Source organism: Nocardia sp. NPDC058519 (genome assembly GCF_042719755.1).
In the GTDB taxonomy this organism is placed as follows: domain Bacteria; phylum Actinomycetota; class Actinomycetes; order Mycobacteriales; family Mycobacteriaceae; genus Nocardia.
This window is the reverse complement of record NZ_JBHXNK010000010.1, coordinates 1-24,437: the sequence shown is the minus strand read 5'-3', so window position 1 is coordinate 24,437 and position 24,437 is coordinate 1. Positions and strand designations below refer to the sequence as shown.

Here is a 24,437-nt window from a genome sequence, read left to right as displayed (position 1 = left end):
TCAGTCCAGTTATCCCTGATTGGCTCTTCTTTCCAGGTCCAGTAGGCCGGATTCTGGTACCTATGCTCACTCGTCGCCTGCTCGCGCTGTATGTCGGTTTGTGGTTGTACGGCACATCGATGGCAGTGATGATCCGGGCGGGGCTCGGGCTCGACCCGTGGGATGTGTTCCATCAGGGCGTCGCCTCGCATGTGCCGTTGAGTTTCGGCGTGGTGACCGCCCTGACCGGAATCGCCGTGCTGCTCGCCTGGATTCCGTTGCGGCAGCGGCCGGGGCTCGGGACCATCAGCAATGTGGTGGTGATCGCGATCGCGGTCGACGCCGGGTTGTGGTTGATCCCGGCCGTGGACGGAGTGTGGCTGCGGATACTGGCCATGGTCGCCGCGGTGGTGGTGAACGCCGCGGCGACGGTGCTCTATATCGGTGCGGGCATGGGTCCGGGGCCACGCGATGGACTGATGACTGGACTGGTAGCGCGGACCGGCTGGCCGGTCTGGTCTGTTCGGACCGGCATCGAGGTCTCGGTGCTGGCCACCGGCTGGTTCCTCGGCGGCAGTGTGGGGATCGGCACGCTGGTCTACGCCTTCGGGATCGGGCCGCTGGTCCAGCTGATGATCCCGCTCGTCGACGGTCGACTCCCCGGTTTCGCGCCGGTCGTCCGCCAGGAAGCGGCGGTGCCGGACGACCGGACGCAATCACCAGCCGCGCCGTGCTGACGCTGTCGCGATGCGCGCGACTTCGATCGGCCACGCACCTCCAGCCCTGCCGCTGCACGCCGAGTCCTCCGCCGTCCCGCCGGCGAGGTGCTTCCTCTGACGGCGGCAGAGCAGGTGGGTGTGACGGTGGCTTCGTCGGGCTCGCGGCAAAAGTACCCGGCGGTTAGGCGACCGTGGCTTCGAGGTGGGAGCCGGTGCGGCCGCGCAGGACGTGCAGGCGCGTGGGGATGCGCTGGCGCATTTCGTCGACGTGACTGACGACGCCGACCACGCGGCCGTTCGCGCGGAGTTCGTCTAGGACCCCCATGACGGCGTCGAGGGTATCGGCGTCGAGGCTGCCGAAGCCCTCGTCGATGAACAGCGTGTCCAGGACCAGGCCGCCGGATTCGGCGGCGACCACGTCGGCGAGGCCGAGCGCCAATGCCAGTGAGGCCATGAAGGTTTCGCCACCGGACAGGGTTTTCGCGGAGCGGACGACGCCGGTGTAGTCGTCGCGGACGTCGAGGCCGAGGCCGCCGCGCCTGCCCCGTGGGCCCGCCTTGTCCGAGTGGACGAATTCGTAACGGCCGCCCGACATTCGGCGCAGCCGCAGCGACCCCGCGACCGCGACCTCTTCGAGCCGAGCCGCGAGGACATAGGAGCGCAACGACATTCGCCTGTTGTTCTCACCACGGCCCGCGACCACTTCCGCCAGGGACGCCAGCTCGTCGAAATCACGCTGCTCGGGCGCGATCCGCTCGACCTCTCCCCACAGCTGCGTGCCCAGCTGTTCGAGCTGGGCGACTCGCTCGGTGGCCGCCGACTGGGCTGCCACCGCCATGGTGAGCGCGCTCTGAGCTTCGGTGAAGCGCTGCTCGAGCGCTTTCAGGTCGCCCGGGATCTGCTCGGCGACAGCACGGATCTGCGGTTCGGCGAGCACCGCCTCGGCATGCGCACGGGCCCGGTCCGCGGCGGTGAGTTCGGACTCGATCACGGACTGTTGCCGCGCGGTCCGGGCGACGGCGGTGACGACCTGGGCGTAGGCGGTCAGGAGGGCGATGTCGTCGCGAGGCGCCGATGGTTCGACGGCCGGGACCTCCTCGGCTGGTTCCTCGTCGACGGGATCTTCGTCGAACAGATCGAACAGGCTGGGCATTTCAGGCTCGCCGCGGAAAACTTGCGCGGGGGCCGCATTCGTCTCCTCGTCGGTACCGAGCACGGCATCGTCGCCCGTCTCCTCATCGGTGCCGAGCTCGGGATCGTCGCCCGTCTCGGCATCGGTCTCAGCCGAAACATCCTGGGCCGCAGTTCCACTGGTGGCATCGGCCGGTGCAGCGGGTACCTCCGACCGCACCTGCTCCTCGTATCCCTCCGGCACGAGACCGGCCGTGCGGGCCAGGTTTTCCACGCGAGTGGCGATGGTGCGGACGGCATCGCGGGCGGTGGATTCCTCGGTGCGGGCGGTGCGGAGGGTGGTGGCCGCGCCGATGAGGGATTCGAGGCGGGCGGTGCGGGCGTCGACGGTGTTGTCGGCGCCCGCGGCGGTGCGCAGGCGGGTGGTGAGTTCGTCGAGGCGGGTGCGGGTGGTGGTGATGTTGGCGGTGATGGTGCCGAGGCGGGCGTCGAGGTCACGGGACTGGTCGTGGAGGGCGGTTTCCTCGGTGCGCAGGGCTTCGAGCCGGCTGGTCAGGGCGGGCGTACGTTCGGCGGCTTCCGCGGTGTCGTCGAAGCGGTGGGTGGCGGTGCGGACGGCATCGGCGAGGGTGACGGGGTCGGCGTCGCCACCGCGCGCGGTCAGCGCCTCGATCTCGCGTTCGATGACGCTGATGCGTTCGGCGATGCGATCCCGCGCGGCCTCTGCTGCCTGTTCGGCCGCCTGCGCGGTGTCCTCGGCTTCCTTGGACACCGCGTCATCGGTGGGCCGCGCCGGTTCAGGGTGTTCGGCGGAACCACAGACCGTGCACGGCGCACCGTCGGTGAGCGCGCCCGCGAGCTCGGCGGCCATGCCCGCGAGGCGGCGGGCACGCACATCGAGGACCCGCTCCTTGGCTTCGAGGTGAACGCGCCAAGCGGAATCGTGTTCGGTCCGCGTTTTGTCCAAAGCTGGTCGGCGACGCGCAATTTCGACAGCCGCCGCTGCCGAGTCCTGCCACTTGCTCAGCTCGTTGCGAATTCCGGGCAACGCCGCAGCCGCGTCGGTGGCCTCACGCAACTGTTCCTGCGCGGAACCGATCGCAGCCGGTAGTTCGAGACGCCGCCGCGCGAGCTCGCCAGAACGCTGCGTGAGACGACCAGCTTCCCCCTCGTGCGCAGCGAGATCGGCGGTGAGCTGACGCGCGGTCACCACATCCGCGCGAACCTCACCGAGCACGCCGAGCAACGCGTTCCACTGACTGATCGCGGCATCGAGGTCGCCACCGACATCGAGCACACCGGCGCCCGGTGCCGCGGCGTCACGTCCATCCGCTGGGCCGATCGGGTCATCCGTCACCACGGTCAGCAGGTCAACGCCCGTGATGTCGGCGGCCGCCGGTGCCCGCAGCTGATCAGCCAGCTCACCGGTGGCACTGCGGGTCGCGGTCTCCGAACGGCGGAGGGCGCGAACCGCGGAGCGAGCTTCGTCGATGGCTTGGACGACGGGTTCGGCGCGACGGGCCTGGACCAGTTCGTGTTCGAGTTCGGCGCGGCGAGGAGCGGACGCGGTGTAGGTGGCCAGTTCGGCGCGGGCTGCGGCCATGCGGGTGTGGAGCTCGGTGACGCGGCGTTGCTCTTCGGCTTCGGTGCGGGCTTCGGCCGATTCTTTGTGGCGCAGTTCGGCATTCGTGGTTGCCTCGGCGAGCGCGGTCCGCGCGGTCGCCAGCAGCTCCTGGGACCACGTCACCGCGTCGAGTACGCCGACCGATTCCGCGCCGCCGTAGCCCCCTGCCATGCCGACCTTGGTGATCAGGCGGTCGATGCCCTGTTTGCGGGATTCCAGCTCGGCCGCGGCGGCGCGGCGGCGATCGGACAACCAGTGCTCGGCCGTGCCGAAACGTTGGGTGTCGAAGAGCTTTTCGAGCAGTTTCTCGCGGTCTTCGTTCTCAGCGCGCAGGAACTTGGCGAAGTCGCCCTGCGGGAGCAGCACCACCTGGAAGAACTGGTCGGCGCTCATGCCGAGCAGGCGCAGGACCTCGTCGCCGATATCGGTGATGCGCGAGAGGTTCTCGCCGCTGCCGTCGAGCCAGGTGAGGGTGGCTTGGGGTTGCAGGAGCCTGGTTCCGCTGCCGTTCTTCTTCGGGCGCTCGAATTCGGGCGACCGGGTCAGGCGAAGGAGGCGGCCACCGAGGGTGGCCTCCAGCACGACGCTCGGTGGTGTCTGCGGATCGGCGTGGTCGGAGTGCAACCGCTTGCTCTCGCCGCGCGCACCGGGCACCTTGCCGTAGAGGGCGAAGGCGATCGCGTCGAGGATGGTCGTCTTGCCCGCACCCGTGTGCCCGTGCAGCAGAAACAGCCCGTCGGCGCCGAGCGCGTCGAAATCGACGACAGTGGTCTCGGCGAACGGGCCGAAAGCGGTGAGTTCGAGCCGATGCAGCCTCACGCGAGGCCACCGGCGAGAGTCGCCACCGCGAACGCGGCGCGTGGGCTCACGCAGTCAGCTCCGACGCGACCGGCTCGTGGCCGGATTCGGCACGGACCGAGTCGTTTTCGCTCACCGCGGCCGCCAGCGCACGCTCCACCCATGCCATCTCCCCCTTGCTCGGTGTGCCACGCACGTCGGTCAGGAAGCTCGCCGCGACCTCCGCGTCGCGACGACCGTGCACCCGCTCGCGGTAGTGCAGCTCCGGATTACCCTCCGGGCGTGCCCATTCCACGTGTACCGCGTGCGGGAACCGCTCGCGCAGCTTACGCATCGGGTCCATCGGACGGGTGGTGTCGGTGAGCGTGGCCGACACGTAATGCTCTTCGGCCGCGGCGAATCCGGTGTCGGTGAGCAGGGATTCGATGGTGCCGGTGATCCTGCTCAGCCCGCGGACCAGCGGCAGATCGTGGCGATGCACCGCGGCGAGCCCCTCGGCATCGAGGTCGACGATCCACACCGCCTTGCGATGGGAACTCTCGCCGAACGAATACGGCAGCGGAGATCCGCTGTAGCGCACCGACTCCGACAGCGTCTGCGGCGAATGCAAGTGCCCCAGCGCCACATAGTCGATGCCGTCGAAGGCCGACATCGACACCGTCTCCACACCGCCCACCGAGATGGACCGTTCCGAACCCGTCGCCTCCCCGCCGGTCACGAACGCGTGCGCGAGCACCACCGTGCGGGAGCCGGGCCTGGTGGCGATATCGGCACGAATCCGCGCCATCGCGGCATCGAGGATCTCCGCGTGCGAATGCGCCTGCGGCACATCGAGTTCGGTGCGGGTGATCTCCGGTTCCAGATACGGGATGCCGTAGAACGCCACCGGACCGTCGCCATCGGACAGCACGATCGGCCGGTGCGCGTCGGCGACTCTCGTGCACAGGTGCAAACCACCGGCCGCCGCGAAGCTGGCGCCCGCGCCGAGCCGGGCGGGCGAATCGTGGTTGCCCGAGGTGGCGATGATCGTCGCGCCCGCCGCCCGGATCGCCTCGAAGCCACGATTGCAGACCCCGATGGCATCGGCATTGGGGATCGAGCGGTCGTAGATATCGCCCGGCACCACCACCACGTCGACCGACTCGGCCGCGACCAGCTCCGCGACGGCCGTCAGCACCCGCGCCTGATCGGCTAGCAGGTCGACACCGTGAAAGGTGCGCCCGATGTGCCAGTCGGAGGTGTGCAGGATCCGCATGTCGCGAACCGTAGGGCACACCCCCGACAGAATTCAATCGACGCACCACACGCGTGTAATTCACCGGCGTGGCGCGCAGCACGGCGCACGATGCCAGGTCCGCCGCGACCACGCCCGGTTTGCCGGAGAATTGCGAACTTGTCGGTGGCCTCGGGCAGTATCGCCTGCCATGACCGCTTCGATGCTCGTCGCGCTCGTCTTCGTCTTCGCCGCAGGCTTCGGTCTGGGCTGGTTGGGGCATTCCGCCCGTGGTGGGCAACGCGCCGCCACCGCGGAGGCCAGGCTCGCCGCGGCCGGGGACAATCAACGGTTGCTGCAGCAGTCGCTGCACTCGGCCAATGAGGATGCGGCGCGCAGGCATTCGGCCGCGATCGGCGCGATGGTGGATCCGCTGCGCGACGCGGTCGGCGCGCTGGAACAGCAGATCCGGCAGGTGGAGCACCATCGGATCGACGCGTATTCGGGACTGCGCGAACAGGTTGCGGGCATGCAACGCACCTCACATCGGCTCTCCGACCAGACCGGCCAGCTGGTGGCCGCGCTGCGTGCGCCGCAGGTGCGCGGTCGGTGGGGTGAGATCCAGCTGGAACGGGTCGTCGAACTGGCCGGGATGACCCGGCACTGCGATTTCGATACCCAGGTGAGTCGGCCCGGCGGCGACGATCGAGGATCGGTCCGGCCCGACATGGTGGTGCGGCTGGCCGGTGGCAGGCACATCGTCGTCGACGCGAAGGTGCCGTTCTCGGCGTATCTGGACGCGGCGACCACCGACGATCCCGGCGCACGCACCCAATTCCTGGCCCGCCACGCCAAGCACCTGCGCGCCCACGTCGACCAGCTGGCCGACAAGGCGTACTGGGCGGCCTTCGATCCGGCACCGGAGTTCGTCGTGCTGTTCGTACCGGGCGACCCGTTCCTCGACGCCGCGCTCACCACCGATGCCGATCTCCTGGAGTACGCGTTCGGCCGGAACGTGATTCTGGCAACCCCCACTACCTTGATCGCGCTGCTGCGCACGGTGGCGTTCAGCTGGCGACAGGAAGCGCTCTCGCGCGATATGGCAACGGTGCAGCAATTGGGTAAGGAGCTCTACACCCGGGTGGGCAAGGTCGCCGAGCATCTGGACAATCTGGGCGTGAATCTCGGTAAGGCCGTAGCGGCTTTCAACGCGACAGTAGGCTCGGTGGAGTCGCGGGTAATGGTCACCGCGCGCCGGATGCACGATCTCGGCGTCGGCGATCAGGAGCTCCCGGCAATCAGGCTCACCGACACCCGACCACGCGTCGTCGCGTTCGCCGACGCCGAGGATCGTGTCTGAGATCCCCGTGCCGTAGCGCCTACGGGGCCGATGTGCAGTTAGTGTCTTGGTGTGGCTGCTTCCCAACGTGCGCGACCCCGGGTGCCCGCGCCGCAACGTTCGATCGTGCCCTCGGTACCCGGCATCCCCGCCTGGGCCGCGATTCTGCTCGCCGCGGGCGCGACGGGTCTCGGGTTCCTGATCGACGGACTCGGCGGCGAGACCTATCCGACCGGCACGTTCTCGGCGCTGTATGTGCTCGGCTGTGTGCTCGCCGTCTGCGCGGTGCGCTTCCGCGGGCTGTTCTCCACCATGGTGATGCCGCCGCTGCTGCTGTTCGTCGCGGTGCCGCTGGCCTGCCAGATGCTGGGTGGGCGTGCCACCACCTCGATCAAAGACGTTCTGATGAACCTGATCATCCCGCTGGTGGAGCGCTTCCCGACGATGGCACTGGCGACCGTGCTGGTACTGGCCATCGGTGGAGCCAGGATCGCGATCGCCAAGCGCGCGCCCCAGACCGCTCGCCCCACGCCGGACCGCCGGTCCGAACGGACGCCGGTCAAGCGCCGCCGCCCCGAGCCGACCCCCGACCTCGCCACCGCCGCGCGCAAACGCCCCCGGCGCGCCACCGCCGTCCTGGACGACCCAGACCCCGACACCGAGGTCGATATGGCGAGCCCGGCCCGCCGCCCCGCCAGGCCCACCGAACCGAAACGCGCTCCCGCCGCCGCCAGACCCCGCGCCACACGCGGCAATGAACCCCGCGCCACACGCGCTGCCGCCGCGCCACGCGACCCCGAGCCTGCCCGCGTCCCACGCCGCCGAGGCGAAGCACCCCCACACCCACAGCCGAACGTGCGCTACCGCGATCGCGCCGACTCCACCCGAACAGAACGCCGCCGCCCCGACAACGGGTAAGGAAACAAAAAGAAGATCCTCGCCCAGTGGGCGGGGATCTTCTTTTTTGTGCGCCCACTGATCTCACACGAACATGGGTAACTCACCGGGTACGGGCTAGCTGAGCCACCACCACTGTCTGGCCGCCAACGCACCCCTCCCCGCACCCCAGATCTGGCCTTAAGTCGCGGAGAGGCGGGAGGGCCGTAGTTCGCGTGGTAGGGAGAACACCAGTGTTTCGTTGGCTGTGGTCACCGGCTGTACCTCGCCGAAGCCGTGCTCGGCCAGCAGGTCCAGTACCCCGGTCACCAGGATCTCCGGCACCGAAGCACCGGAGGTGATGCCGATGGTCTGCACACCCTCGAGCCAGGCCAGATCGACCTCGCGCGCGTAGTCGACCAGATAGGCCGCGTTCGCACCCGCGCCGAGCGCCACCTCGACCAGTCGCACCGAGTTCGACGAGTTGCGCGAGCCGACCACGATCACCAGATCGCATTCGGGCGCCATCGCCTTGACCGCGGTCTGGCGGTTGGAGGTGGCGTAGCAGATGTCGTCGCTCGGCGGGTCCTGCAGCGTCGGGAAACGTTCGCGCAGCCGCTCGACGGTCTCCATGGTCTCGTCGACCGAGAGCGTGGTCTGCGACAGCCAGATCACCTTCGACGGGTCGCGCACGGTCACCTTGTCCACCGAGTCGGGCCCGTCGACCAGTTGCACGTGCTCGGGTGCCTCACCGGCGGTGCCTTCGACTTCCTCGTGGCCTTCGTGGCCGATCAGCAGGATGTCGAAGTCGTCGCGGGCGAAACGCTTGGCTTCCTGGTGCACCTTGGTGACCAGCGGGCAGGTGGCGTCGATGGTGCGCAGGTTCCGTTCGGCCGCGGTCTCGTGCACGATCGGCGCGACACCGTGCGCGGAGAACACGACCAGTGCGCCCTCCGGCACCTCGTCGGTCTCGTCGACGAAGATCACGCCCTGCTCACGTAGCGTTTCCACGACGTGGCGGTTGTGCACGATCTCCTTACGCACGTAGATCGGGGCACCGTGTTTTTCGAGCGCCTTCTCCACGGTCTCGACGGCGCGGTCGACGCCTGCGCAGTAGCCGCGCGGCTCGGCCAGCAGCACGCGCTTGCCACCGGCAGCGTTCGCGCCCGCGGAGCGCGTGATACCGACGTTCAAGGGGATTGCCGAGGTCATGTTCCACAGCTTACGTGCGTGCGAAGGGCCGGATCAGGTCGGATCAAGGGGCGAAAGTCACATAACAGGGGCCTGGACCTTTGCATCACACCCGGTTTGCGGCAGGCTGGGGGCATGTTTCGACCTCCGTTCCTGGCCAGGGTGGCCGCCGGCGCCGCCGTGTATGCCTTAGAAGAGACCCGGCGACTACCCGTCGCCGCGGTCAATTTCCCGATCACCGCGCTCAGTCGTGTGCTGCAGACCACGATGCATGTGCAGCAGTTCGTCACCAGCCTCGCGCTCAAGGGTGACGGTGTGTTCGAGCGGCTCGGCTCGGCTCCGGCCGAGCAGCCCGAGTGGGCCACCTTCGACGAGGACATCGAGCCCGCGCCTGCCACCAACGGCCACACCAGCCGCTTCGATCTGTTCGAAGAGGCCGACGCCACGCAGACCAACGGCAAGGTCGTGCCCGCGTCGCTGCTGCTGCTCGAGACCGAGCAAGAGGTCATCGAGCCCGCCGAGGAGCCCGCCGCGGCGGAGGTCGTCGCCCCCGAGGTCGCGATCCGCTACGACTACCCCGCGATGACGCTGGCCCAGCTGCGCGCCCGGCTGCGGATGCTGACCGTCGAGGAGCTGGCCCAGCTGCTGGCCTTCGAACAGCAGACCCGCGCCCGCGCTCCTTTCGTCACGATGCTCACCAACCGCATCGCCACCGTCCAGGCGCAGTAACAGACATCAGTCGAGGCGGCCGCGATCCCGAGGGACGCGGCCGCCTTTTGGTTGTGTCGGTGGGTCCGCGTAGAACTGAGCTATGACTCAGGACGGCGTCGTGCAGACCGGCGCTCCGGCGAATTCGGCGGAGCAGCCGTATCCGGTGCGTTCGGTCGCGGTGAAGGTCGCCCAGTGGATCGAACGGCTCGGCAGCATCTGGGTGGAGGGGCAGGTCACCCAGATCAATCTGCGCCCCGGCACCCGCACCGCGTTCCTGGTGTTGCGCGATGCCTCGGTGGACATGTCGCTGTCGCTGACCTGTGATCCCGATCTGTTGCGCAGGCTGCCGGTGCCGTTGACCGAGGGCAGCCGGGTGGTCGTCTACGGCAAGCTGCACTTCTTCACCGGCCGCGGCACCGTCTCGTTGCGGGTCACCGAGATTCGCGCGGTCGGCATCGGTGAGCTGCTGGCGCGGATCGAACGATTGAAAGCCCTGTTGACAGCCGAGGGGCTGTTCGATGCCCGGCTCAAGCGGCCGTTGCCGTTCCTGCCCGCGACGGTCGGGCTGATCACCGGGCGGGCGAGCGCGGCCGAACGTGATGTCTTGTCCGTGGCCCAGAATCGTTGGCCCGCAGTACGTTTCGTCATCCGCAATACCGCGGTACAGGGCCCGACGGCCGTCCCGCAGATGCTCGAAGCCCTGGCCGAACTGGATCGCGACCCCGACGTCGAGGTGATCGTGCTGGCGCGCGGCGGTGGCAGCGTCGAAGATCTGCTCGCGTTCTCCGACGAAGCACTGTGCCGGGCGGTCGCCGCCGCCCGTACCCCGATCGTCAGCGCCATCGGCCACGAACCAGACAACCCCCTGCTCGACCTGGTCGCCGACCTGCGCGCGGCCACCCCCACCGACGCCGCCAAACGCATCGTCCCCGACGCCGCCGCCGAACTGGCCGGAGTCCGTGAGATGCGCGCACGCTCGGCGGCCGCGTTGCGCGGCTGGGTCCAGCGCGAGGCGCACACCATCACGCAGTTGCGATCTCGACCCGTCCTCGCCGATCCGCTGCGCGAACTGACCCACCGCCATGACGAGCTGGAACGACTGCGCACCGCCGCGCGCCGCAATGTCGAACAGCTGCTGCGCGCCGAGTCCACGACCACCCTGCACCTGCGCGAGAAGCTGACCGCGGTGGGTCCGGCCGCCACGCTGGCCCGTGGCTACGCTGTCGTGCAGCGCGTCGCCGGTCCCGACCGGCATGTCGTGCGTTCGATCGATGACTCCCCCGCGGGCAGTCAGCTCCGCATCAGGGTCGCCGACGGAGCCGTCACCGCCGCGGCACTGGGCACCAAGCGACTGACGCCAGAGACCACCGACGAGAAGAGGAAGTGACCGTGGCCGACGCCGGTTCCGAGAACACCGCTGCCGACACCCTGGCCGAGATCGCGGCCTTCGGCTACGAGCGCGCCCGCGACGAACTCATCAACGTGGTGAAGATGCTCGAACAGGGCGGCCTCGACCTGGACGACTCGCTGGTGCTGTGGGAACGCGGCGAGGCCCTGGCTACGCGCTGCGAACAGCATCTCGCCGGTGCCCGCCGTCGCGTGGAGGACGCACTCTCCCGCGCGGACCTCGACACCACCGACTGAGCCGGGTCCTCGCGGTCGGGACACCGCGCGCAATGCCCGCACGGGTCGATCGTCGGCGTCCACCGCGATTTCGCCGAGCTCGGCCCGCTGCACGTGGAAATGAAGCGGATCGACGGCGGTCTGCCCTGCCAGGGCTCACCGGTCTTCGAGTTCGAGAGCCAGGAGCAGTTGGCCGCGATCACCGAGCGTTTGCAGCAGGCGGGCTTGTTCATCGCGAACTCCCACACCCCGGTCCTCGGTGCGGGCGGAATGAAGCCGTGGGGACCCAGAGAGGTCGCCGTCAAACGCGAATTCGACCCCTATGGCCTGCTCGCCCAGGGCAAAGCCGACGATGCCGCGGTCGAGGACACCATCGCGGTGTCGACCGCGCTACCCAACAGCGGCTGGTCCTACCGACTGAGCACGTAGGCCGGTCGTGCGCTTACTTGGTCAGCGGCTGGGCGGTGGTGACGGCCTGCGCCAGCGTGGTGAACGCGGCTTCGTTGCCCGCGCCCGTGATCAGGATCCGCACCCCGCCGAGGTCGGCGATCCAGCCGGTTTCCTCGGTCGGTTCGGAGTAGACGATCCATTTCTGCCCGGCCACGTCTTGCGTCCCGGTCGGATAGCGCGAGCCGAGCACCTGCCGCGACAAGGCTTCCTCGGTGGCATCGGTCTGCGAATACCGCATGTAGGTGCCCTGCGGTGTGATGTAGCCGACCGTGCTCACCGCACCGCCGCCGGCGGCGGCGATGGTGTCGCGGCTGCCCGAGTTCGACGTCCAGCCCTGCGGCAACGCGGGCTTGCGGATCGGGAACGACAGCGACTTCGCGTCCGATGTCAGCGCGGCGTCGGCGTCGAAAAACGGGATCTGACCCTGTGTCGGGCCGTTCGTGGCCACCGTGCACTGGCTCGCGACCCCCGCCAGCACGACCGCGGCCAGCACCAACGGGATCAACGACCAGAACAGATCGCGGTAGTCGTTGAAAATGCGGTGCTTCTTCTGGGACACGGCTATCAGTATCCACTCGAGCCCTGACCAGGCCGCTCAGGGGTCATCGCAGGAGGTCGTGCACGAGCGTGCCGTTTCGAAATGCGACAATGCCCCCGTAACACCAACGCCAAGGAGGCACTCCGCAATGACGGCATCTTCGCCCGCCCCCAGCCGCCGCGAGGCACCTGATCGCAACCTCGCGCTCGAGCTGGTCCGCGTCACCGAGGCAGGTGCGATGGCGAGCGGCCGGTGGGTCGGCCGTGGTGACAAGGAAGGTGGCGACGGCGCGGCCGTCGACGCCATGCGTCAGCTCGTCAGCTCGGTGTCCATGAAGGGCATCGTCGTCATCGGCGAAGGCGAGAAAGACGAAGCGCCGATGCTCTACAACGGTGAGCTCGTCGGCGACGGCACCGGCCCCGAGGTCGACTTCGCGGTCGACCCGGTCGACGGCACCACCCTGATGTCGAACGGGTCCCCCGGCGCCATCTCCGTGCTGGCGGTCGCCGAGCGCGGTGCGATGTTCGACCCGTCCGCGGTGTTCTACATGCACAAGATCGCCGTCGGCCCCGACGCCGCAGGCTCGATCGACATCACCGCCCCGATCGGCGAGAACATCCGCCGCGTGGCCAAGGCCAAGCGACTGTCGGTCTCCGATCTGACCGTCTGCATCCTGGACCGCCCCCGCCACGCGGAGCTCATCCAGCAGACCCGCGACGCGGGCGCCCGCATCCGCCTCATCTCCGACGGTGACGTCGCGGGCGCCATCGCCGCCGCGCGTCCCGAGTCCGGCGTCGACATCCTGGTCGGCATCGGCGGTACGCCCGAGGGCATCATCGCCGCCGCCGCACTGCGCTGTCTCGGCGGCGAACTGCAGGGCATGCTCGCCCCCAAGGACGACGACGAGCGCCAGAAGGCGATCGACGCGGGCCACGATCTGGACCGCGTGCTCTCGACCACCGACCTGGTCTCCGGCGACAACGTCTTCTTCTGCGCCACCGGCGTCACCGACGGCGACCTGCTGCGCGGCGTGCGCTACTACCCGGGCGGCGCGTCGACCCAGTCGATCGTGATGCGTTCCAAGTCGGGCACCGTCCGCATGATCGACGCCTACCACCGCCTGACGAAGCTGCGCGAGTACTCCTCGGTCGACTTCGACGGCGACGACAGCGCGAACCCGCCGCTGCCCTGATGTGACATCCGATGCCCCCTCGATACTGTCTCGGCAGAGCGAGGGGGCATTTTCACGCCCACAGATTCGCCCGACGCCTGCACCGGCACTATTCCTGGTCCGGGTGTGGGATTTCGCGCTGGCGTGGGGGCACCATTCGGGCGGTTCGCGTCCTAGGGTCGAGGTATGGCTGACGACGACGCGCAGTACCGGATCGAGCACGACACCATGGGCGAGGTTCGCGTCCCGATCGACGCACTGTGGCGGGCACAGACCCAGCGCGCCGTGGAGAACTTCCCGATCAGCGGGCGAGGGCTGGAGCGGGCGCAGATCCGGGCGCTCGGTCTGCTGAAAGCCGCTTGCGCGCAGGTCAACAAGGATCTGGGCCTGCTCGATCCGGTCAAGGCCGACGCGATCATCGCGGCGGCGGGCGAGATCGCGAACGGCGAGCACGACGACCAGTTCCCGATCGACGTGTTCCAGACCGGTTCCGGCACCAGCTCGAACATGAACGCCAACGAGGTGATCGCCTCGATCGCCGCGCGCGACGGCGTCACCGTGCACCCCAACGACGACGTGAACATGTCGCAGTCCTCCAACGACACCTTCCCCACCGCCACACACCTGGCCGCCACCGAGGCCGTGATCACCGAACTCGTTCCCGCACTGGAACATCTGCGCCTGGCCCTGCTCGACAAGTCGGATCAGTGGCGCACCGTGGTGAAGTCGGGACGCACCCACCTGATGGACGCGGTGCCGGTGACGCTCGGCCAGGAATTCGGCGGCTACACCCGCCAGATCGCCGCGGGCATCGAGCGCGCGATGGCCACCCTGCCGCGCCTGGGTGAATTGCCGATCGGCGGCACCGCGGTGGGCACCGGACTCAACGCCCCCGCCGGATTCGGCACGAAGGTCGTCGCGGAACTGGTGCGTACCACGGGAATCGACGCGTTGCGCGAAGCCCATGACCACTTCGAAGCCCAGGCCGCGCGCGACGGACTCGTCGAGGCCTCCGGCGCGCTGCGCACCATCGCCGTCAGCCTGACCAAGATCGCCAACGACATCCGCTGGATGGGCTCGGGCCCGCTCACCGGGCTCGGCGAATTGCAGCTGCCGGACTTGCAGCCGGGTAGCTCGATCATGCCGGGCAAGGTGAATCCCGTTCTGCCCGAGGCGGTTACGCAGGTGGCGGTGCAGGTGATCGGCAACGATGCGGCGATCGCGTTCGGCGGGGCCAGTGGGGCGTTCGAGCTCAATGTCTACATTCCCGTGATGGCCCGCAACCTGCTCGAGTCGATTCGCCTGCTGGCCAACGTCTCCCGGTTGTTCGCCGACAAGTGCGTGATCGGGCTGGTCGCCAACGAGGAGCACCTGCGCACCCTCGCCGAATCGTCGCCGTCGATCGTCACCCCGCTCAACTCGGCCATCGGCTACGAGGAAGCGGCTGCCGTCGCCAAACAGGCTCTGCGCGAGAAGAAGACGATCCGTCAGACCGTGATCGATCGCGGGCTCGTCCCGGACAAGCTCTCGCTCGAGGAGCTCGACCGCAAGCTCGACGTGCTGGCCATGGCCGACGTCGACCGCTGAGACGCCGAACGGCCGTCACCGCCCAGGAGGTGACGGCCCGTTCGTGGAAAAGCTCAGGCCAGGTGCGCGAGTTCGGCGCGAGCCTTCTCGCCCGCTTCGCTGAAATCGGTGCGGGAGAAGATGTTCCAGCGCCGCAGCAGCGGCTTGAACACCAGTTCGTCCTCGTTCGCACGGTCGTAGATGCCCGCCTCGGCCAGCGCCTCATCGCTGGATCCGCCACCGGGCAGATCCACGTGCGGTACACGGAAGTCGGCGACCCGATCGGCGATCGCGCGCACGCCCTGGTCGGGAACCAGGTCGAGGGCGGCGGCGACGAGGACGGCGAAGAACTCGGCCTGCAGTTCGTCGTCGGCGGCCAGCTTCTCGGCCATCGCGGTGACGATCGGGTTCTCGCCGAGCGCGGCGGTGTTGCGATGCCGGATCGCGGCGGCGGCCTCTTCGAACGCGCAGGTGGCGAGCACGTCGATCAGGTGCATCGGCGGCCGGTTGAAGCCGTCGGTCATGTGCTGCATGCGGGCCCGCTCTAGCGCGATCGGGTCCACCGCGCGCGTGAGCATGAGGTAGTTGCGGATCATGATCTCGTGGCGGTTCTCCTCCGCCGTCCACCGGCCGACCCAGCGCCACCAGGAGCCGGTGCGCAGGTGCTTGCCGAGCTCACGGTGGTAGGACGGCAGATTGTCGGCGACCAGGACGCTCACGGTCAGCGCGAGCCGGGCGGTGTCGCTGAGCTCGGACTGTTCCGGGGTCCAGTCGGTGCCGCCGAGGAAGGCGAAGTTGCGCCCGTCCGACCACGGCACCAGCTCGTGCGGCTGCCAGCCGTCGGCCAACTCGATGTGGCGACGCAGGTTGATTTCCACCTCGTCCGCGAGCGAATCCAGCAGCTCGCGGTCGGTCAAAGTTTTCTGCACCCAGACAACCTAGTACCTCGTGCGCAAGCGCGGGGACCTACGGGGTGATCCAGGCCCCCGCGCTGGGCGGAGCGCAATGCTCTTACTTGGGCGTCACCGTGGTCTCACCGTTGACCCAGGTGATGGTGCCACCGGTGAAGTCGCTCTGCTTGCCGCCGGTGATGTCCTTCTCGTCGCTGGTCGGGTAGCCCAGCGTGCCGTTGGCGCCGCCGTTCTCCTCCCACGCCTCGCGAATCTCGCCCCACACGATGTGGGAGCCGGTGTTCTTGCTCCAGTAGATGGTGCCGCCGGTGAAGTCCTGGTACTCGCCACCATCGGGGCCGGCTTCCTGGGCTTCTTCCGGTGCGCCGAGCGGGCTGCTCGCGCCGCCGGCCGCCACGTACTTCTTGTACACCTCACCGGAAATGGTGATGTCACCGTTCGGGGTGGAGACGGTGGTCGATTCGCCGGCCGCTGCGCCGGTGGTGGCCGGGCCGGAGGTGGTATCGGAATCGGTGGTGGTTCCCGCAGCGGGGGTGGTGGTCATCCCGCCCATTCCCGGCTCGGTCGTGGCGCTCGCTCCCGGAGCGCCGACGGCGGAGGTCACCGAAGCGACGGCGTCTTTGGCCTTGTCCTTGTTTTCGTCGGTGCAACCGGCAGCGAGCAGCAGACCCGCCGCGGCCAGGATCGCGGCGCTCCCGGCAGCAGTACGTCGAGCGAAGTGGTTCATATCCATCCTCTCGCGAGTGGCCCCACCGGGGGGTGCCCCCGGAATGGAGCCTGGCCGATAATCCGCAACGGCCCGGCGGAACAGTGTTCGCCGAGCCGTTGCTGGATTGGTGTCCTCGCGGATATTACCCACCATTTGCGGTAATCAAACGGATTCGGGCCGTGACGCGGCCCGATTGCCAACGATTACACGTTCGGTCCGTACTCCTCCAGCATCTCGGTCACCAGTGCCGCGATCGGCGAGCGCTCGCTGCGCGTGAGCGTGATGTGCGCGAAAAGCGGGTGTCCCTTGAGCTTTTCGATCACCGCCGCCACACCGTCGTGCCTGCCCACCCGCAGATTGTCGCGCTGGGCGACATCGTGGGTGAGCACCACCCGCGAACCCGTGCCGAGACGGCTCAACACCGTGAGCAGCACATTGCGCTCGAGCGACTGCGCCTCGTCGACGATCACGAACGAATCGTGCAGCGACCGACCGCGAATGTGGGTCAGCGGCAACACTTCGAGCATGTCGCGACTGAGCACCTCCTCGAGCACCTCGCGGCTGGCCAGGCCGTCGAGCGTGTCGAAGACGGCCTGTGCCCACGGGCCCATCTTCTCGCTCTCCGAACCCGGCAGATAGCCCAGTTCCTGCCCGCCCACCGCGTACAGCGGCCGGAACACGACCACCTTGCGCTGCGTCCGCCGCTCCAGCACCGCCTCGAGCCCGGCGGTCAACGCCAGCGCCGACTTACCGGTACCGGCGCGCCCACCCATCGACACGATCCCGATGCTCTCGTCGAGCAGCAGATCGAGTGCGATGCGCTGCTCGGCCGAACGCCCGTGCAGACCGAATGCCTCCCGCTCCCTGACCAGTTGAATCCGCTTGTCGGCGGTGACCCGGCCCAGTGCGCTCGAGCTGCTGCCCAGCAACCGAACGCCGGTGTGGCACGGCAACTCTCGCGCATCGTCGAGATCGATCACCGAATCGGTGTAGAGCTGATCGATCTGGGCGCCCGCGACGTCGAGTTCCACCATCCCGCTCCAGCCGGAGGTCACCACGTCCTGCGCGTGGTACTCGTCGGCCGACAAGCCGACCGCGCTGGCCTTGACCCGCAGCGGGATGTCCTTGGACACCAGCACCACGTCCTCGCCCTCGGCCGAGAAGTTCAGCGCGCAGGCGAGGATGCGGGAATCGTTGGTGTCGGAACGGAATCCGGCGGGCAGCACCGACGAATCGGTGTGGTTGAGCTCCACCTGCAGGGTGCCGCCGTCGGTGCCGATGGGCAGCGCCTGGTCGAGCCTGCCGTGCTGCACACGCAGGTCATCGAGCATGCGAAGAGCCTCGCGGGCGAACCAGCCGAGCTCGTGGTGGTGCCGTTTCGCCTCCAGCTCACTGATCACGACCAGGGGTAGGACCACACTGTGTTCCCCGAACCGGGTGACGGCCCAGGGATCCGACAGGAGTACAGAGGTGTCGACGACAAAAGTCTTGCGACCGGAACGTGAGGGGCGAGCCCCTTTCTTCGAGGCCGAATTGCTCGAGGCCGAGGCCGAGGCCGTGTGCTTCGCGGAAGCGGAAACGGAGCGTGCAGCAGTCACGGTGGGCTCCTTATGTGTTCGCACGGCACCCGCGCGAACGATCTCGCTGGACCGGTCCGTCCTTGTGGGCGTTTGACGCTGAGTCAACCGCCACGAGGGCCAGGTGCCGACCCTCTCGCACTGATTAGCTCAGTCACGGTCAGGACCTCCCGTACGAATCACACCGACGCGACTCGCATCACCGACGCTACCGCCGAATTCGTAGCCGCGCTGCTGGACCGGCGCACGTGTCCGTGAATTTGTCGTTAACCGGCGCTGTCGCGGGCGGATCCGGCACGAGTGCGCCGCCGAGGGCTAGAGTCGATGGCATGGCCGATGACCAGGATCTGGAGAAGCTGTCGTCGAAGGAACTGCACGATCGTGCGGTGTCGACGGCCGTACGCCACGGTGATGTGAAGTTCCTGTGGGAGCTGCTCAAGTCGATCCCGGCGGCTCGCGCCGAGGCGGGCGACCTGGGCGAGAGTTCGGCCGACATCAAATACGTGCTGCCGATGATCGACGACTACTTCCACGCGGGCGACGGAAAACTCGCCGACGTGCTGCGACCGACCTACCTGGACTATCTGCGCAAGCGCCGGTAGTCAGCGCCCGGTGATCGCCTTCGCCACGCCGACTATGGTGCCGCGCAGGACGTTGCCCTTGCTGAAGTGGTCGTCCCACAGCAGGATTCGGCCCTCGCGCAGCTCGAAGGTGCCGCTCACCCAGAAGCCGATCCGCACCGGGCCGAAGTGCAGGTAGTCGGTGCGGTCGGTGAGCACGATGTCGCCGTCGGCGGCGATGTGGTGGATCTGCGCGGAGAACCCGAGCTTGGGTCGATCCAGGCCGCGCAACACCGCGGCCACCCGCTGCTTGCCGCGCACGGACGGCAGTGAGGCGTTCTTCCAGACGATCGCGGGATCGAGGAGATCGAGCGCCTCGTCGACAGCGCTGAGCTCGAGCGCGGCGAAGAATTCGCGAACGATGGTGACAGCGGGCTCCGGCAGTTCCGGCTCGTCGGTCATGGGAAGAGCCTAGGACGACGATCGCGGCGGGACCAGGGGGCTGCTGAAGTTTCGCTGATCGACCAGCGCGGCGAGTCCGTCGAGAATGCGGTCGACACCGAAACGCAGGGCGTCGTTCGGTCCGCCGCTGCCCGCCGCAGCGGCGGCTTCCTCGGTGAAGGCCGCGAGCACCTCGGGATAGCGGCCTGCCGCGGCGGTCATCATCTCGGCGAATTGCTCGGTGAACCGAAGTTCGCCGTCGCCGCTCATCGACGCGACCTGCTGGGCCAGGTTGCGGGCGTGACCGTTGAGCACGACGATCGTGTCGAGCTTCTCCGAGCCGGTGAAGCCGGTCTGAGCCAACGCGGCGAGCGCGGCTTCGGTCCACCCCATCTCGTTCGGGCCGAAGGGGCGCACACCGAGGGTGAGCTCGATCGTCCACGGGTGTGCGAGGTAGCGCGCGAAGATCGCCTCGACCCAGTCGCGCAGAGCTGTGCGCCAGTTCTGCTGCGAACCCGCGGTATCAGGCGGCTCACCCATCGCCGCGTCGAGCATCAGCGCGGTCAGCTGCTCCTTGCCCGGCACGTACCGGTAGAGCGACATCTTGGTGAAGCCGAGGCGTTCGGCCAGTCGCTGCATCGACAGCGCGGACAGTCCTTCGGCATCGACCAGCGCGATGGCCTCGGCGACGATCCCGTCGAGGGTGAGCGCGGGTTTGGGCCCGCGCTTGGGACGCTGCATGGTCCCCCACAACAGCTCGACTGTGGTCGGCGGCGGCATCTGTCCATCCTCTCGGAAACCATCTTGACGCGAAACTGTGTCTACCATACTCTAATCTGTATCTACCGGATACAGATTACATCGGACACAGATCTTCCAGGAGTTCATCGTGCGTACCGTCCTCATCTCCGGCGCCAGTGTCGCCGGCCCCGCCCTGGCCTACTGGCTGCACCGATACGGCTTTTCCGTCACTGTCGTCGAGCGCGCCCCCGCACTGCGGGCGGGCGGCCAGGCGGTGGATTTCAAGGGCAAGACCCACCTCACAGTGCTCGAGCGGATGGGCATTCTCGACGAGGTTCGCGCCAGGCGCACCGGCACCACCGACCTGGTTTTCGTCGACGAGGACGGGCGCGAGCTCGGGGTGATGCCGGGCGAGTTCACCGGCGGTGACGTGGAGATCCTGCGCGGCGACCTGGCCGAGATCATGTACCGCAAAACCGCAGGCACCGTCGAGTACCTCTTCGGCGACACCATCACCGACCTGCGCGACACCGGCGACGGGGTGGCGGTACGGTTCGGGAACAACCCGCCCCGCACCTTCGACCTCGTCCTCGGCGCCGACGGAATCCATTCGCGGGTAAGGAAATTGGCGTTCGGCCCCGAATCCGACTACGTCGCGCACCTCGGCTATTACTACTGCGTGGCGGGTGCCAGCCGCTGGAGCGATGCGGCCACTTCCCGCGACAAAGCGGCAGGCTACGCCCACAACACCCCGGGCAAACTCGCCATCGACGGCGGTCCGAAGGCCCAGCAGATGTACATGTTCGCCGCCCCCGAACTCGACTACCCCCGCAACGACCCCGCTGCCCAACGCCGCATCATCGAAGCGACCTTCGCCGACATGAGCTGGCACGCCCCACGCATGCTCACCGACCTGGCCGCTTTCGACGACATCTACCTCGACTCGATCAGCCAGGTCCGCATGAACGGCGCCTACACCCGCGGCCGCGTCGCCCTCATCGGCGACGCGGCCTACGGAAACACCCTCGCGGGCTTCGGAACCGGCCTCGCCATCGTCGGCGCCTACGTCCTCGCGGGCGAACTGGCCGCCGCCGCAGGCGATCACGTCACCGCGTTCGCCGAATACGACCGAATCATGAAGCGCTACGCGAAAATCGCGGGCAGCAGCAACGCGGGCCGCTTCCTCACACCGAAGACCGCCCGTGGCATCAAGGTCCGCAACTGGTTCCTCGGATCCCGCTTCTTCACCATGATGATGAAATACGGCGACAAGGCCGCCAACGACATCGACCTGATCGACTACCCGCAGACAGTCGGCGTGTAGCCCTTGACTTGGAGTGCACTCCAGGTCATATGGTCGATTTCATGAGCATTCGACTCGGTTACCAGATGCCCAACTTCAGCAACACCGCTTCGGTGCGTGAGCTGTTTCCCGCGGTGATCGCGCAGGCAAGGGAGGCGGAGGCGGCGGGGTTCGACGCCGCTTTCGTGATGGATCACTTCTACCAGTTGCCGTTGATCGGCGGGCCCGAGGAGCCGATGCTGGAGGCGTACTCGGCGCTATCCGGCCTCGCTACCGCGACCGAGCGAATCCAGTTGTCGGCCTTGGTAACCGGCAATACCTACCGGAATCCGGCACTGCTGGCCAAGACCGTCACCACGCTCGATGTGGTGAGCGGCGGGCGGGCGGTGCTCGGGATCGGGGCCGGGTGGTTCGAGCTCGAGCATCGACAGTACGGGTTCGAGTTCGGCACGTTCACCGAGCGATTCGAGCGGCTCGACGAGGCGTTGCAGATCATCACCCCGATGCTGCGCGGACAGCGCTCCACCCTGGACGGCAAGTGGTACCGCACCGAAGACGCGATGAACGAGCCACGCATCCGCGACGACCTGCCGATTCTGCTCGGCGGCGGCGGCGAGAAGAAGACCTTCGGCATGGCCGCCCGCTTCGCCGACCACCTCAACATCATCTGCAACGCCTCCGAACTGCCACGCAAACTCGACGCCCTGCACCAGCGCTGCGACGAAGCCGGCCGCGACCCCGCCACCCTCGAAACCAGCTTCCTCGCCATGGCCATCGTCGACGAAGACGGCGACCGCGCCCGAAAGACCCAGTCCGACATGCTGTCCCGCCTCGGCATCGACCTGTCCACCATGACCGAAGCCGAACGCCGCACCACCGTGGCCGACCGCCAATTCGCCGGCACCCCGGACGAAGTCGCCGAGCAGATCCGAACCCGGGTCCTCGATCACGGCATCGACGGCCTCATCGTCAACCTGATCGCCAACGGCCACGAACCCGGCATCATCGACCAGGCAGGCCGCGCCCTGCGACCCCTGGTGAACTGAGCCGGCTCACCACGATGCGAAGTGGTCTTCTCCTCGTTGGCGGATCTGCTGGCGGCGGCGGAAGAAGACCTCTTCGGGGGTGACGGTGGTGAGGGCGTTGGTGATGCGGCTCAGGCGGGTGTCGTAGCGGTTCTCGTGGATGTGGCGTTCGATGCCTGCTTGCCATTCGGGGGGAAGGCGCGACCAGATCGCGGCGACTCTGGATTGGGCGGCCGGTTCGGATTCGGCGAGCAGCTGCAGGAGGGCGGGCCAGTAGGTGGCGTCGGTCGCGTGGGCGGGGAGGGCGGCTACCGAGGTTTCGTCCAGTTCGGCCAGGGTGGCGGCGATGTGGCGGCGAGCCGGTTCGCTCAGGCGGGCGGAGAGTGCGAAAAGGCCGCGCCACGGGTCGGCTTCGTCCTTACCGTCCAGCGAGCGGACCAGTGCCCCGAGCACGTCGGTGTCGGCGAATTGCGGGTTCGTCGACAGTGCCCACAGGGCAACCGGATTGAGCCGGCCGATGACGGTGAGCAGGGCGGGAGAGGCGTTCCGGTTGACCGCGGTGAGCAGGAATCGACCGACCTCGTGCGTGGTACCGCGGCCGAAGAAGATGTCGCCGAGGGTCGCCGCGACATCGGGGGCGACCTTGCAGAAGAACGCGAGCATCGCGTGATGCAGGGCGGGCGGACCGGCCAGCACCGTCTGGAGCATGCCGGGTACCCGCCCGCGCGGGCCCGCGAGCAATTGCCGGACTATCCGGCTCAGCGTGTGCGCGGGGTAGGCGTAGGCGGCGGTGAAGACCAGACCGGCATCGTCGAGAACGGTCTGCTCCAATGCCGCGACCAAGGGTTCGTTCACCACCGAGAGGAACCGCGCCGCTGTCACATAGTCGCGACGCCGCAGTAGCTCGTTGATGATGAGGGTGATCGGCTCCGGCCTGCCGTACCGCATCAGCTGCTCGAAGACGTCGGGGTCGAGAAACGGTGCGCCGTCGGCCGCGTAGATGGCGTCGACCGTGCACAACGCCTGCGCGCACTTCTCGGGATACTTGACGCCGACCGCCCCGAGGAATCTGGCCGCGACCACCGGCGGCACCACCCGCTCGAACAGCGCGACACCGAGAGCGACCGGGAAGATCGGCACGACCGGGCCGATCCGCCGGAACATGTCCGCGTGCTCGGCGTGCAGCGCGCGCAGGATCTGCCGCTGCATCGCCGAGAGATGGACCGCGCCGAGACGAGCCAGCGGCGCGAGGTGTTGCGGCGGCACCTGCAGGGTGCGCGCGAGCACCACGAGTTGGGTCTGGGCTTCCAGTTCGGTCTCGATCATCGGTTCAGCTGCCGAAAATGATCTTGCGGGTGACCTTGCGCAGGGGGACGGGCATCGCGGTGAGCGCGGCATCGATGGCCCGGCGCAGTGCCCGCACCTCGTTGGCTCGCGCGGCCCGGAACAGTTCGATCAGCTCCCTGGCCTCGGCCTCGGAGAGCAGCTCGAACGCGTGCACCTCCCCGCCGACCTCGCGCGCGAGCGCACGTCGATATTTCATACGGACTGACCATGCCGTATTCCATTAGCCACGTAGGCAATTCGCCGGAACTTTGTGCGTTCCGACAATCGATACCGACCATCCCCTGTCACGACGACGCCCCCGTCGACCGAAAGTATCGGTCGGCGAGGGCGTTTCGTGTGGGGGCCGGCTCAGCCGAGCAGGCGCCAGTCTTCGAGGCCCTGGTACAGCGGGACGCTCTGAGCCAGCTTGGAGACACGACCACGCAGGGTGTCGACATCGGAGGTGCCAGCCAGCGCGGCGGCGATGATGTCGGCTACCTCGGTGAACTCGGTATCACCGAAACCACGAGTCGCCAAAGCCGCCGTTCCGATACGCAGGCCCGAGGTCACCATCGGGGGACGCGGGTCGAACGGGACCGCGTTGCGGTTGACGGTGATACCGACCTCGTGGAGCACGTCTTCGGCCTGCTGACCGTCGAGCTCGGAGTTGCGCAGATCGACCAGGACCAGGTGCACATCGGTGCCGCCGGTGAGGACGGAAACACCCTTGTCCTTGACGTCAGCACCGGTCAGACGCTCGGCGAGGATCCGGGCACCCGACAGAGTACGAACCTGACGGTCGGCGAACTCCTCGGTAGCAGCGATCTTGAACGCGGCAGCCTTCGCCGCGATCACATGCATGAGCGGGCCACCCTGCTGGCCGGGGAAGACCGCCGAGTTGAGCTTCTTGGCGAA

Annotated in this window: 23 protein-coding genes and 1 pseudogene; 12 read left to right on the top strand and 12 right to left on the bottom strand. The window is 68.0% G+C overall.

The window, feature by feature from the left end:
* Positions 1–62: 62 nt before the first annotated feature.
* Positions 63–716: a YitT family protein gene (locus ACFWPK_RS13935; RefSeq protein ID WP_378915344.1), complete on the top strand. Its 654-nt coding sequence runs from the start codon at positions 63–65 to the stop codon at positions 714–716.
* A 163-nt stretch (positions 717–879) separates the two neighbouring features.
* Here ACFWPK_RS13935 and ACFWPK_RS13930 read toward each other — a convergent pair whose 3' ends face one another.
* Together ACFWPK_RS13930 and ACFWPK_RS13925 are read right to left on the bottom strand one after the other, a co-directional pair.
* Positions 880–4,272: an AAA family ATPase gene (locus ACFWPK_RS13930; RefSeq protein ID WP_378915342.1), complete on the bottom strand. Its 3,393-nt coding sequence runs from the start codon at positions 4,270–4,272 to the stop codon at positions 880–882.
* A 46-nt stretch (positions 4,273–4,318) separates the two neighbouring features.
* Positions 4,319–5,506: an exonuclease SbcCD subunit D gene (locus tag ACFWPK_RS13925; protein ID WP_378915340.1), complete on the bottom strand. Its 1,188-nt coding sequence runs from the start codon at positions 5,504–5,506 to the stop codon at positions 4,319–4,321.
* Positions 5,507–5,675: 169 nt separating this feature from the next.
* Here ACFWPK_RS13925 and ACFWPK_RS13920 point away from each other — a divergent pair, with 169 nt between their 5' ends.
* Positions 5,676–6,824: a DNA recombination protein RmuC gene (locus ACFWPK_RS13920; RefSeq protein WP_378915338.1), complete on the top strand. Its 1,149-nt coding sequence runs from the start codon at positions 5,676–5,678 to the stop codon at positions 6,822–6,824.
* A 51-nt stretch (positions 6,825–6,875) separates the two neighbouring features.
* Positions 6,876–7,721 carry a DUF6542 domain-containing protein gene (locus ACFWPK_RS13915; protein ID WP_378915336.1) on the top strand — a complete coding sequence of 282 codons (846 nt, stop codon included), beginning with the start codon at positions 6,876–6,878 and terminating at the stop codon, positions 7,719–7,721.
* A gap of 159 nt (positions 7,722–7,880) precedes the next feature.
* Here ACFWPK_RS13915 and ACFWPK_RS13910 read toward each other — a convergent pair whose 3' ends face one another.
* The gene (locus tag ACFWPK_RS13910; protein ID WP_378915334.1) at positions 7,881–8,891 is read right to left on the bottom strand and encodes a 4-hydroxy-3-methylbut-2-enyl diphosphate reductase; all 1,011 of its coding nucleotides are present in this window, start codon (positions 8,889–8,891) and stop codon (positions 7,881–7,883) included.
* A gap of 114 nt (positions 8,892–9,005) precedes the next feature.
* Here ACFWPK_RS13910 and ACFWPK_RS13905 point away from each other — a divergent pair, with 114 nt between their 5' ends.
* From ACFWPK_RS13905 to ACFWPK_RS13890, 4 genes are all read left to right on the top strand, one after another.
* A complete protein-coding gene (locus ACFWPK_RS13905; RefSeq protein WP_378915332.1) occupies positions 9,006–9,599 on the top strand; it encodes a lipid droplet-associated protein in 594 nt (197 codons plus the stop codon).
* A gap of 82 nt (positions 9,600–9,681) precedes the next feature.
* Positions 9,682–10,968: an exodeoxyribonuclease VII large subunit gene (gene xseA, locus ACFWPK_RS13900; RefSeq protein WP_378915330.1), complete on the top strand. Its 1,287-nt coding sequence runs from the start codon at positions 9,682–9,684 to the stop codon at positions 10,966–10,968.
* A complete protein-coding gene (locus ACFWPK_RS13895) occupies positions 10,965–11,225 on the top strand; it encodes an exodeoxyribonuclease VII small subunit (protein WP_378915328.1) in 261 nt (86 codons plus the stop codon). The genes xseA and ACFWPK_RS13895 overlap by 4 nt, the downstream gene beginning before the upstream one ends.
* Positions 11,226–11,324: 99 nt before the next feature.
* Complete coding sequence (locus ACFWPK_RS13890) at positions 11,325–11,633, top strand: hypothetical protein (RefSeq protein ID WP_378915326.1); 309 nt, start codon at positions 11,325–11,327, stop codon at positions 11,631–11,633.
* A gap of 13 nt (positions 11,634–11,646) precedes the next feature.
* Here ACFWPK_RS13890 and ACFWPK_RS13885 read toward each other — a convergent pair whose 3' ends face one another.
* The gene (locus tag ACFWPK_RS13885; RefSeq protein ID WP_378915324.1) at positions 11,647–12,213 is read right to left on the bottom strand and encodes a DUF4245 domain-containing protein; all 567 of its coding nucleotides are present in this window, start codon (positions 12,211–12,213) and stop codon (positions 11,647–11,649) included.
* A 127-nt stretch (positions 12,214–12,340) separates the two neighbouring features.
* On the opposite strand from ACFWPK_RS13885, the gene glpX reads away from it, so the two are divergent.
* Both glpX and ACFWPK_RS13875 read left to right on the top strand, forming a co-directional pair.
* Positions 12,341–13,384: a class II fructose-bisphosphatase gene (glpX, locus tag ACFWPK_RS13880; RefSeq protein WP_378915322.1), complete on the top strand. Its 1,044-nt coding sequence runs from the start codon at positions 12,341–12,343 to the stop codon at positions 13,382–13,384.
* 165 nt (positions 13,385–13,549) lie between these two features.
* Positions 13,550–14,950 (top strand): class II fumarate hydratase, encoded by a 1,401-nt coding sequence (locus ACFWPK_RS13875; RefSeq protein ID WP_378915320.1) that lies wholly within the window; start codon positions 13,550–13,552, stop codon positions 14,948–14,950.
* Positions 14,951–15,003: 53 nt separating this feature from the next.
* Here ACFWPK_RS13875 and ACFWPK_RS13870 read toward each other — a convergent pair whose 3' ends face one another.
* From ACFWPK_RS13870 to ACFWPK_RS13860, 3 genes are all read right to left on the bottom strand, one after another.
* The gene (locus ACFWPK_RS13870) at positions 15,004–15,858 is read right to left on the bottom strand and encodes an acyl-ACP desaturase (RefSeq protein WP_378915318.1); all 855 of its coding nucleotides are present in this window, start codon (positions 15,856–15,858) and stop codon (positions 15,004–15,006) included.
* Positions 15,859–15,940: 82 nt separating this feature from the next.
* The gene (locus ACFWPK_RS13865) at positions 15,941–16,567 is read right to left on the bottom strand and encodes an LGFP repeat-containing protein (protein ID WP_378915317.1); all 627 of its coding nucleotides are present in this window, start codon (positions 16,565–16,567) and stop codon (positions 15,941–15,943) included.
* A gap of 185 nt (positions 16,568–16,752) precedes the next feature.
* On the bottom strand, positions 16,753–18,147 hold the full coding sequence (locus ACFWPK_RS13860; protein ID WP_378915315.1) for a PhoH family protein: 1,395 nt from the start codon (positions 18,145–18,147) through the stop codon (positions 16,753–16,755).
* Positions 18,148–18,455: 308 nt separating this feature from the next.
* On the opposite strand from ACFWPK_RS13860, the gene ACFWPK_RS13855 reads away from it, so the two are divergent.
* Positions 18,456–18,728 (top strand): hypothetical protein, encoded by a 273-nt coding sequence (locus ACFWPK_RS13855; RefSeq protein WP_378915313.1) that lies wholly within the window; start codon positions 18,456–18,458, stop codon positions 18,726–18,728.
* On the opposite strand, the gene ACFWPK_RS13850 is transcribed toward ACFWPK_RS13855, so the two are convergent.
* Complete coding sequence (locus ACFWPK_RS13850; protein WP_378915311.1) at positions 18,729–19,148, bottom strand: limonene-1,2-epoxide hydrolase family protein; 420 nt, start codon at positions 19,146–19,148, stop codon at positions 18,729–18,731.
* A 9-nt stretch (positions 19,149–19,157) separates the two neighbouring features.
* Positions 19,158–19,907: a TetR/AcrR family transcriptional regulator gene (locus ACFWPK_RS13845; protein WP_378915309.1), complete on the bottom strand. Its 750-nt coding sequence runs from the start codon at positions 19,905–19,907 to the stop codon at positions 19,158–19,160.
* Positions 19,908–20,016: 109 nt separating this feature from the next.
* Between ACFWPK_RS13845 and ACFWPK_RS13840 the strand changes: the two genes are divergently transcribed.
* Together ACFWPK_RS13840 and ACFWPK_RS13835 are read left to right on the top strand one after the other, a co-directional pair.
* Entirely contained in the window at positions 20,017–21,192 is a 1,176-nt protein-coding gene (locus ACFWPK_RS13840; protein WP_378915307.1) for an FAD-dependent monooxygenase, read from the top strand.
* Between the two features lie 41 nt (positions 21,193–21,233).
* Positions 21,234–22,217, top strand: coding sequence for an LLM class F420-dependent oxidoreductase (locus ACFWPK_RS13835; RefSeq protein ID WP_378915305.1), 984 nt, complete (start codon positions 21,234–21,236; stop codon positions 22,215–22,217).
* A gap of 6 nt (positions 22,218–22,223) precedes the next feature.
* Here the strand turns inward: ACFWPK_RS13835 and ACFWPK_RS13830 are convergent, their stop codons facing one another.
* The 3 genes and pseudogenes from ACFWPK_RS13830 to ACFWPK_RS13820 all read right to left on the bottom strand — a co-directional run.
* Entirely contained in the window at positions 22,224–23,522 is a 1,299-nt protein-coding gene (locus tag ACFWPK_RS13830) for a hypothetical protein (RefSeq protein WP_378915303.1), read from the bottom strand.
* A gap of 4 nt (positions 23,523–23,526) precedes the next feature.
* A complete protein-coding gene (locus tag ACFWPK_RS13825) occupies positions 23,527–23,739 on the bottom strand; it encodes a hypothetical protein (RefSeq protein ID WP_378915301.1) in 213 nt (70 codons plus the stop codon).
* Between the two features lie 152 nt (positions 23,740–23,891).
* Positions 23,892–24,437 (bottom strand): annotated as a pseudogene (locus ACFWPK_RS13820) (serine hydroxymethyltransferase); the annotation flags it as partial.